The sequence below is a fragment of the Streptomyces sp. NBC_01233 genome (assembly GCF_035989305.1).
Lineage (GTDB): Bacteria > Actinomycetota > Actinomycetes > Streptomycetales > Streptomycetaceae > Streptomyces.
The window spans coordinates 7,066,552-7,076,991 of sequence record NZ_CP108514.1 but is presented as its reverse complement, the minus strand read 5'-3'; the positions used below and the strand labels follow the sequence as shown (position 1 = coordinate 7,076,991).

Annotated in this window: 2 protein-coding genes and 1 pseudogene; all 3 read left to right on the top strand. The window is 75.6% G+C overall.

Annotation, left to right across the window (positions count from 1 at the left end):
* Positions 1 to 20 precede the first annotated feature (20 nt).
* Positions 21 to 6,650 (top strand): annotated as a pseudogene (locus OG332_RS33320) (type I polyketide synthase); the annotation flags it as partial.
* Complete coding sequence (locus tag OG332_RS33315; RefSeq protein WP_327419462.1) at positions 6,647 to 8,722, top strand: alpha-hydroxy-acid oxidizing protein; 2,076 nt, start codon at positions 6,647 to 6,649, stop codon at positions 8,720 to 8,722. The pseudogene OG332_RS33320 and the gene OG332_RS33315, both read left to right, overlap by 4 nt.
* Complete coding sequence (locus tag OG332_RS33310; protein WP_327416910.1) at positions 8,719 to 9,516, top strand: thioesterase II family protein; 798 nt, start codon at positions 8,719 to 8,721, stop codon at positions 9,514 to 9,516. The genes OG332_RS33315 and OG332_RS33310 overlap by 4 nt, the downstream gene beginning before the upstream one ends.
* Positions 9,517 to 10,440 lie beyond the last annotated feature (924 nt).

Here is a 10,440-nt window from a genome sequence, read left to right as displayed (position 1 = left end):
TGGCTTCCACAACCCAACAGCAGGTCGTCGAGGCGTTGCGGGCCGCGCTGAAGGAGAACGAGCGGCTCAAGGCCGACCACGCCCACCTCGTGGAACGCGAGCACGAGCCGATCGCGATCGTGGGCATGGCCTGCCGCTACCCGGGTGGCGTCCGTTCCCCTCAGGACCTGTGGCGACTGGCCACCGACGAGGTGGACGCCGTCGGGCCGTTCCCCGCCGACCGCGGCTGGGACCTGGCGGGCCTGTACGACCCCGACCCGGACCGGCCGCACACCTCGTACACCCGGGAGGGCGGTTTCCTCTACGAGGCTGCGGAGTTCGACGCCGAGTTCTTCGGTGTCTCGCCGCGCGAGGCGCACAGCACCGACCCGCAGCAGCGGCTGCTGCTGGAGACCGCGTGGGAGGCCTTCGAGCACGCGGGCATCGATCCGGCCACGCTGCGCGGCAGCCGCACCGGCGTGTTCGTCGGCACCATGTACGCCGACTACATGAACCGGTTCTCGCCCGCCCCGGAGGAGTACGAGGGCTTCCTGAGCGTCGGCGGCGCCGGCAGCGTGGCGTCCGGGCGGCTGGCCTACACCTTCGGGCTGGAGGGCCCGGCCATCACGGTCGACACGGCCTGCTCCTCCTCGCTCGTGGCGCTCCACCTGGCCTGTGCCTCGCTGCGGCGCGGCGAGTCCTCGATGGCGCTGGTCGGCGGTGCCACGGTGATGGCGACGCCCATGCCGTTCGTGGAGTTCAGCCGGCAGCGCGGGCTCGCCGCCGACGGCCGCTGCAAGGCCTTCTCCGCCTCCGCGGACGGCACCGGCTGGGCCGAGGGTGCCGGTCTGCTGCTGGTCGAGCGGCTCTCCGACGCCCGCCGCAACGGGCACCCCGTGCTGGCGGTGGTCCGCGGTTCGGCCATCAACCAGGACGGCGCGAGCAACGGGCTGACCGCGCCCAGCGGCCCCGCGCAGGAGCAGCTCATCCGCCAGGCGCTGGCCGGCGCCGGTCTCACCACCGCCGACGTCGACGCCGTGGAGGCGCACGGCACGGGCACCTCGCTCGGCGACCCGATCGAGGCGCAGGCGCTGCTGGCCACCTACGGCAGCGGGCGTCCTGCGGACCGGCCCCTCCACCTGGGCTCCCTGAAGTCGAACATCGGGCACACCCAGGCCGCCGCCGGGGTCGGCGGGGTCATCAAGATGACGATGGCGCTGCGCGAGGGGCTGCTGCCGCGGACCCTGCACGTGGACGAGCCCACCCCGCACGTGGACTGGTCGAGCGGCGCCGTCTCCCTGCTGACCGAGACGATCCCGTGGCCCGAGCAGGGCGGCCGGCCGCGCCGGGCCGCGGTGTCCTCCTTCGGCATCAGCGGTACGAACGCGCACGTCATCCTGGAGCAGGCGCCCGCGCAGGAGCCGGCCGCCGCCGGGAGGGCGGCCGCGCTGCCGACCGTACCGGTGGTGCTGTCGGCGGCCGGCGAGCCCGCGCTGCGCGCGCAGGCCGACCGGCTGTACCGGCACCTGACCGAGGCGGACGGCGACGGGCTGCTGGACGTGGGCTTCTCGCTGGCCACCACCCGCGGCCACCTTCCGCACCGGGCGGTGCTGCTGTCCGAGGACCGCGACGAGCTGCTCGACGGGCTGCGTGCGCTGGCCGACGGCGTGCCGGGGCCGGACGTGGTCCGCGCGACGGCCGGGGAGGGCCGCACCGCCTTCCTCTTCGCCGGTCAGGGCTCCCAGCGCGCCCGGATGGGCCAGGAACTGTACGAGGCCTTCCCGGTGTTCGCGGCAGCCTTCGACGAGGTCTGCGCGGCCCTGGAACCGCACCTGGAGCAGCCGCTGCGGGAGGTGGTCCTCGCGGCCGAGGACAGCCCCGAGGGCGAGCTGCTGAACCGGACGCGGTACACGCAGCCGGCGCTCTTCGCCTTCGAGGTGGCCCTGTTCCGCCTCCTGGAGTCGTGGGGCATCCGGCCCGACGCCGTCCTCGGGCACTCCGTCGGCGCCCTCGCGGCCGTGCACACCTCGGGCGCCCTCTCGCTGGCGGACGCCGCCGAGCTGGCGGCCGTACGCGGCCGGATCATGCAGCAACTGCCGCCGGGCGGGGCGATGGTGGCCCTGCGCGCCTCCGAGGAACAGGCGACGGACCTGCTCGCGGGGCGCGAGGAGGCGGTCTCCCTCGCGGCCGTGAACGGCCCGGCCGCCACGGTGCTCTCGGGTGACCGGGAGGCCCTGGCCGCCGTGGTCGCGGACTTCGAGGCGGCCGGCGGGAAGGCCACCTGGCTGCGCGTCGGCCACGCCTTCCACTCGCCGCTGATGGAACCGGCGATGGCGGAGCTGCGGGCCGTGGTCGCGCGGCTGACGTTCGAGGAACCTCAGCTCGCCTTCGTCTCGGACCTGACGGGCCGGCCCGCGGGGGCGGACGAGCTCGCGGACCCGGAGTACTGGGTCCGCCACGCGCGCCGCACCGTCCGCTTCCAGGACGGTGTGGGCGCCCTCGCGGAGCTGGGCTGCGCCCGCTTCGTGGAGGTGGGGCCGGGCACCGATCTGACCTCGACGGCCGCCGACTGCCTGGAGGAAGTCGGCCCGGGCCGCTCCGGGGGTCACACGCTGATCCCCTCGCTGCGGCGGCGCCTGCCGGAGGTGACCGCGCTGCTCACGGCGGTCGCGCGGATGCACGCCTGCGGCGGTGACGTCGACTGGGCCGCCGTGTTCGCGGGCCGCGGGGCGCGCCGGGTGGAGCTGCCCACGTACGCCTTCCAGCACCGGCCGTACTGGATCGACCTGCCGGCCGGGACCGGGGACGTGAGCTCCGCCGGACTCACCGCCGTCGGACATCCGCTGCTGACCGCCTCCACCGAACTGCCCGACAGCGGCGGCCTGCTGCTGACCGGCCGGCTCTCCCTGGCGCGCCACCCGTGGCTGGCCGACCACCGCGTCGGCGGGCGGGTGCTGCTGCCCGGCACCGCGCTGCTCGACCTGGTGACCCGTGCCGCCCGCGAGGCGGAGTGCGGCCTGGTCGAGGAACTCCTCCTGGAGGCACCGCTGGTGGTCCCGGAGGAGGGGGAGGTCCGGCTGCGGGTTTCCCTGGCCGCCGCGGACGGCTCCGGCAGCCGGGCCGTCGCCGTCCACTCCCGTCCCGAGGACGACGCCGACGGGCAGGGCTGGTCCCGCAACGCCCAGGGCTCGGTCCTCCCCGACGCCTCCGGCCCGGCGCCGGAGCAGGCCGCGGACCTGGCCCCGGTGTGGCCGCCGCGGGACGCCGAGCCGGTCTCCGTACCGGTCTCGGAGCTCTACGCCGCGCTCGGCGCGAAAGGCCTCTCCTACGGGCCCGTCTTCCGCGGCGTGCGCGCCGTGTGGCGGCGCGGGGCGGAGGTCTTCGCGGAGGTGGCGCTCCCCGGTGAGGGCCGGCCCGGCGCCGACGCCTACGGGCTGCACCCGGCGCTGCTCGACGCGGCCCTGCACCCGATCGCACTCGGCGGCCTGATCGACGAGGGCGACGGCGGCGGGCGGACCTTCCTGCCGTACGCCTGGTCCGGCGTCCGCACCCACGGCCCCGCCGGCTCCGTCCTGCGGGTGCGGCTCGCGCCGTCCGGCGCGAACGCGGTGAGCATCGACGTCGCGGACGGCTCGGGCCGCCCGGTCGCCTCGATCGGCTCGCTGGCCCTGCGCCCGCTCCCCGCGGAGGCCGTGGACGCCCACGAGGCACCGCGCGACGGACTGCTGCTGCCGACGTGGGAGGAGCTGGCCGAACTGCCGCCCGCCCCCGCGACGCACCGCTGGACACTGCTCGGCACGTACGGGCGCGACGGCGACGGCGACGGCGCCGAACCGGGCCTGGGTGCGGCCCTGTCCGGCCTGCCGGCCCTGACCGACGCGCTCTCCGCCGGCGCCGACGCCCCCGCACTGCTCGTCCTGCCCTGCCCGCCCTCCCCGGGCGGCGGCGCACCGGACACCGGCGCCGAGGCGGCCGTGCGCACCGCCCTGCACCAGGTCCTCGACACCGTCCGGCTCCTCGTCGAGGACGAGCGGCTGGCCGGCACCCGGCTGGCGGTCCTCACCCGGGGCGCCGTCACGCTGGGCGGCGAGCAGCACCCCGGCGAGCTCGCCCACCGCGCGGTGTGGGGCCTGCTGCGCTCCGCGCAGGCCGAGCACCCCGACCGGTTCTCGGTCCTCGACGAGGACGGCACCCCCGCCTCCCGGCGGGCCGTGGCGGCCGCGCTCGCCACGGGTGAGCCGCAGCTCGCCCTGCGCGGCGGCACCGCCCACCGGCCCTCGCTCGCCGCGCGGGACGAGGACACCGTGCTGCGGCCGCCCGCCGACACCCCGCACTGGCACCTCGACTACGTGGCCAAGGGGACCTTCGCGAACCTCGCCCTCAAGCCCTGGCCTGAGGCGGCCGCCCCGTTGGAGGAGGGCCAGGTGCGGATCCGGATGCGGGTCGCCGGCCTGAACTTCCGCGACGTCCTGCTCTCCCTCGGGGTGATCCCGCCGTCCGTGGACGGGCACGCGGGCGGTTCGGGGCAGGGCGGCGAGGGCGCCGGCACCGTCCTCGAAGTGGGCCCCGGGGTCACCGACCTGAAGCCCGGTGACCGGGTGATGGGCCTGTTCTACGGCATCGGCCCGACCTCGGTCACCGACCGCCGGTTCGTGTGCCGGATACCGGAGGGCTGGTCCTTCCGGCAGGCCGCGGCGGTTCCCGTCACCTACCTGACCGCCTACTACGGCCTGGTGGACCTGGCCGGCCTGCGGGCGGGCGAATCGGTGCTCGTGCACGCGGGCGCCGGCGGCGTCGGCACGGCGGCGATCCAGATCGCCCGCCACCTCGGCGCCGAGGTGTACTCCACGGCGAGCCCCGCCAAGTGGGACGCACTGCGCGGCGCGGGGGTCGCGGACGGGCGCATCGCCTCCTCCCGCACCCTGGACTTCGAGGAGGCCTTCCTCGCTGCCACCGGGGGCGACGGCGTCGACGTGGTGCTCAACTCCCTCGCCGGGGAGTTCGCGGACGCCTCGCTGCGGCTGCTGCCGCGCGGCGGGCGGTTCCTGGAGATGGGCAAGACCGACCGGCGCGACGCCGCCGAGGTCGCCGACGCGCACCCCGGGGTGACGTACCGGACGTACGACGTACGCGACCCCGGTCCGGACCGGATCCAGGAGATCTTCACCGACCTCCTCGGGCTGTTCGAGCGGGGTGCACTCCAGGCACCGCCGGTGGCGGCCTGGGACCTGCGCCGGGCACCCGATGCCTTCCGCTACCTGAGCGAGGCCCGGCACATCGGCAAGGTGGTGCTGGACCTGGCCGACGAGAACGAGCGCTGGGACACCACCCGGGCCGTCCTGATCACCGGCGGCCTCGGCTGGCTGGGCCGGCTGGCCGCCCGCCACCTGGTGGCGGAGCACGGGATACGGCAGCTGGTCCTGATGGGCCGCGGGCTGCCCGGCGAGGACGCCGCACGGGACATCGCCGAGCTGCGCGCCCTGGGCGCGGACGTCCGTACGGTGCCCTGCGACGCGGCCGACCGGGCCGCGCTGGCCGCGGCCCTCGACGGGCTGGCCGGTGACGGCGTCCGCCTCGGCGGGGTCGTGCACGCGGCGGGCGTCCTGGACGACGGCCTGCTCACCTCGATGACGGCCGAGAGCCTGGAGCGGACCCTGCGTCCGAAGGTGGACGCGGCGCTCAACCTGCACGCGCTCACCGAGCCCCTCGGCCTCGACGCGTTCGTCGTCTTCTCCTCCCTCGCGGGAACGCTCAGCTCTCCGGGGCAGGCCGGCTACGCGGCCGGCAACGCGTTCCTCGACGGGCTGATGGAGTACCGGCGTTCGGTCGGCCGCCCCGGCGTCTCCGTCGTGTGGGGCCTGTGGGAGGGGGCCGGTGGCATGGGCGCCGGTCTCACCGACGCGGACGTCGCCCGCATGGCGCGGGTGGGAGTCGCTCCCCTCACCTCGGAGCTCGGACTCGAACTGCTGGACGCCGCGGTGCGCCGCGACCGTCCGGTGGCGGTGGCCGCGCGCTGGAACCTCGACGGGCTGCGGGCCCGGATCGCGGAGGGCGCGGCGGTGCCGGCGCTGCTGCGGAGCCTGGTGCCCGCCCCGGCGGCCGCCGCGGGGGCGCGGTCCGCGCCCGGGGCGGCGCAGGCGGCGGCCGCCGAGGCCTCGCTGACCGGCGACCGGCTGCTGGACGCCGTACTCCACGAGGTCGCGGCCGTCCTCGGGCACACCTCCGGCGCGGCGGTGGACCGGGACGGGGCGTTCGACCGGCTGGGCTTCGACTCGCTCACGGCGGTGGAGCTGCGCAACCGGCTCGCCGTCGCCACGGGCATCAAGCTGCCCGCGACGTTCATCTACGACTGGCCGACCCCGGCCGAACTCGTGGGCCACCTGCGGGAACAGCTCCCGCAGACGGCCGCCGAACCGGCCGCGGAAGCCACCGCCGAACCGGCAGCGCAACCGGCCGCGGGCACGGCAGCCGCCGGCACGGCCGCCCCGGCGGACACGGCCGGCCACGGGGCCGGCGTCACCGTGGCGCTGCTCGCCGACATCGCCCGGCTGGAGGCCGCGGTCGCCGACCGGCCGCTGAGCGGGGCGCAGAGCGCCGCCGTCAGCGAGCGGCTGCGCGAGCTGCTGACCGAATTGGGTTCTATGAAGGAGGATCACTCCGCGTGGGCATGACCAACACCCCGACGGCCGCGCCGGCTCCGCCGGCCGGCCGTGCCACCGGGTCGACCGGGCCCGCGAACAGGCCCGTCGACCCCTCCCGGTGGATCCGTACCCACCACGCCCGGGAGTCCGCGACCGCCCGCCTCGTGTGCTTCCCGCACGCCGGCGGGGCCGCGAACGCCTTCATGGCGCTCTCGGCCGCGCTGCCCGAGGACATCGAGCTGCTCGCCGTCCAGTACCCCGGCCGCCAGGACCGGCGCGCCGAACCCTGCGCCGAGGACATCGGCGAGCTCGCCGCGGGCGTGGCCGAGGCCCTCGCCGCCCGCTCCGACCTGCCGCTGTTCCTCCTCGGTCACAGCATGGGGGCCCTCGTGGCCTTCGAGACGGCCCGGCTTCTGGAGGAACGCGGCGCCGTGGCCCGGCTGTTCGTCTCGGCGGCCCGGCCCCCGGCGCAGGACTGGGAGGAGCCCGACCTGACCGGCGTCGGCGACGAGGAGCTGGTCGCCGGGCTGCGGCGGCTCGGCGGCATCCCCGAACCGCTGCTGCGGGACCCGGAGATCGTCGGCGAGGTGCTGCGCCTGCTGCGCGCCGACCACCGGGCACTGATGCGCTACCGCTGCGCCGACGGGGCAGCGGTGGCGGCCCCCCTCACCGTGCTCCTGGCGGCGTCCGACCCGAAGAACTCCCTGGAGCAGATGGCCGACTGGGCCCGGCACGGCGGCAGCGGGCACACGGTCGTGACGCTGTCCGGCGGGCACTTCTCGCTCGTCGAACGGCCCGGGGAGACCGGGCCGCTGCTCACCCACTGCGTCCGCGAGGACCTGGCGCGGCTCTCCGCGGCGCCCCCTTCCGCGCAGCCGCAGGCGTCCGCCCCGACCGAGGAGCCCCTCGCCGACCTCGTACGGGAGATCCTGCTGGGCGGCCTCGAAGGCCGCACCCCGGCGCTGCCCACCGACCCGACCGCGCTGGAGGCCGCCGCCCGCGCGGTGATGTCCCCCGAGGGCTACGCGTACGTGGCGGGCACCGCCGGCTCCGGCGCGACCGGCCGGGCCAACCGCGCGGCCTTCGACCGCCGGCAGCTGGTGCCGCGGACGCTGCGCGGCACGCGCCGGACCGACACCTCGGTGACGCTGTTCGGGCAGCGGCTGCCCGTGCCGGTGCTGCTCGCGCCGCTGGCCGCGCAGCAAGTGGCCCATCCCGAGGGCGAGTCGGCCACGGCGCGGGCGGCCGCGGCGGCCGGAGTGCCGCTGGTGCTGTCGACCTTCGCCTCCCGCACCCTGGAGGAGGTCGCCGAGCAGGCGGGTGACCACCCGCGCTGGTTCCAGCTGTACCTGCCCTCGGACCGGGCGGTGGGCGAGTCACTGGTGCGGCGCGCCGAGGCCGCCGGCTACACGGCGATCGTGGTCACCGTCGACGCCACCCACCTCGGCTTCCGTCCGGCAGAACTCGACAGCGGCTACTCGCCGTTCCTGCACGGGACCGGCATCGCCAACTTCACGGGCGATCCCGCGTTCCTGGCCGGGCTGCCGGCCGGGGCGGACGCCACCGCGGCCGTGCTGCGCTGGGCGCAGATCTCCACCGACCCCACCCTCACCTGGGCGGACCTGGCCTGGCTGCGCGGGCTGACCCGGCTACCGCTGCTCGTCAAGGGCGTCCTGCATCCGGACGACGCCCGGCTGGCGCTGGAGCACGGCGCGGACGGCGTGGTCGTCTCCACGCACGGCGGCCGCCAGCTCGACGGCAGCGTGTCCGCCCTGGACGCGCTGCCCGCGGTGCGCGCGGCCGTCGGCCCGGACGTACCGGTGCTGATGGACTCCGGGGTCCGGACCGGCAGCGACGTGGTCAAGGCCCTGGCCCTGGGCGCGGACGCAGTCCTCTACGGCAGGCCGTACGTGTACGGGCTCGGGCTCGGCGGCCGGGACGGCGTCGAGCACGTCCTGCGCTGCCTGCTGACCGACCTCGGCCTGGCGCTGGCACTCACCGGCTGCGCCTCCCTCGCGGACGTCGGGCCGCACCTGCTCGCGGGCACCACCTCGGACACCTCCGGGTCCCACGGGCCCGCGGAGAACGGAGATCGGCGATGAAGCGACCCTACGGCTCGGGCTCCGACCCGACGGGCTGGCTGCGCAGTTACCACCGGCCGCCGGCCGGAGCCCCGACGCTGGTCGTCTTCCCGCACGCGGGCGGCTCGGCGACGGGCTACTACAGCCTGTCGGCGGCCCTGTCCGACAGCGCCGAGGTGCTCAACGTGCAGTACCCGGGCCGCCAGGACCGGATGGGCGAGCGCTGCATCGAGGACATCGGGGAGATGGCCGACCAGGTCGTCGAGGCCCTGCTCCCCCGCGCTCACCGGCCGCTCGCCCTGTTCGGGCACAGCCTGGGCTCGATCGTCGCGTACGAGGTGGCCCTGCGGCTGGAGCGCCTGCACCCGGACCGCGCACCGATCGGCGTGATCGTCTCGGGCCGGCCGGCGGCCGCCATCCACCTGAGCCGGGGCCTGTCCCGCATGGAGGACGAGGAGCTCGCCTCGTCGATCTTCGACCTGGCCGGTACACCGCCGGAGCTGTTGGCCGACAAGGACCTGATGGCGGCGGTCCTGCCCTCCCTGCGCGCCGACTTCAAGGCCGCGGAGGGCTATCGGGGCGGCGTGGGCTCCCGGCTCGCCTGCCCCCTGCACGCGTACTCCGGGGCACAGGACTTCAACGTGCCGCGCGAGGGGCTGCTGCAGTGGAGCGAGCACACGGCGGCCGCCTTCACGGCGCGCTTCTTCGAGGGCGGCCACTTCTACCTCCAGTCCTCCGAGCACGAGGTGGCCCGGGCGATCGCGGACGATCTCCGCGCCTTCGCCGCCGCCTCCCTGGTCGGCAGCGGCCGCTGACCCGGTGACCCGGGCCGGCGGCCGGGCATATTGATACGAGACGGCCGGCCCGGATCCCTTTCCGTCAGTGCTCGGCGGGGTCGTCCCGGCCGGGTGTGTCGGGATTCCCGAGGGACAGGCACCACGGACATTCGTGGAGGTCGCTCGCGGCCCTCGCCGGACGGGGCGAGGGCAGGCAGAAGCCCGCCCTGTATTCGTCCTGAAGCACCTGGGTCGAGCATATTTTCGTCGGGGGCGAGCCGGCTGAACCGGCCGTGCCCGCCTCGGCGAGGCGGCGCATCACCCGCATCAGCGCCGCCCGCACTGCGCTCGCCACCCGGACTGCCGCCAGCCGGACACGGCGCCGGGCAGCTGCCCAGGAGCCTCGGAATCGGTCACCGTAGGGGGCCATGCTCACGCAACCCTTCTCTTGGTCGCACGCGGTGGGACGGATAGACCTTGCTGCCGGAGGGCGGCCCCGGGAAGGGTGGCAGCCCCTTGCGAATTGCCGACCAGAGACCCCCTCAGGAACAGAAAGATGATATTTCTTTTATTTTTGACACTTCTCACCATTTCCCCAGACGCGTAGCACGGAAGTACGTCGAACGAGAATGAGAAAGGTCGCGACAAATTCAGCGTGCCCAAATATCGCGGCGAGAGCCAGCAATGTACGGATTGCCGGGGTTTTATGCGACCGGCCGCGTGCGGATTGCCGGGGTTTTTGAGAGATTCAGCGATATCGGCCGCGCTCGAACAGTGGTCATTCGGCGAGTGGCGACGGCCGGCGACGGGGAGGGGCACCGCCGTAGAGGTCTCGCGCGAACGGCGGCCGACACGGCTCGTGGACGACCCGGAACGGGTCCTCGCCCACGCAGGCCGAGGCGCCTGCGGGCCCCTCTCCCGGTTGCACCGACGCCGCGGCCGCCTGGCGAGACAGCCGGATGG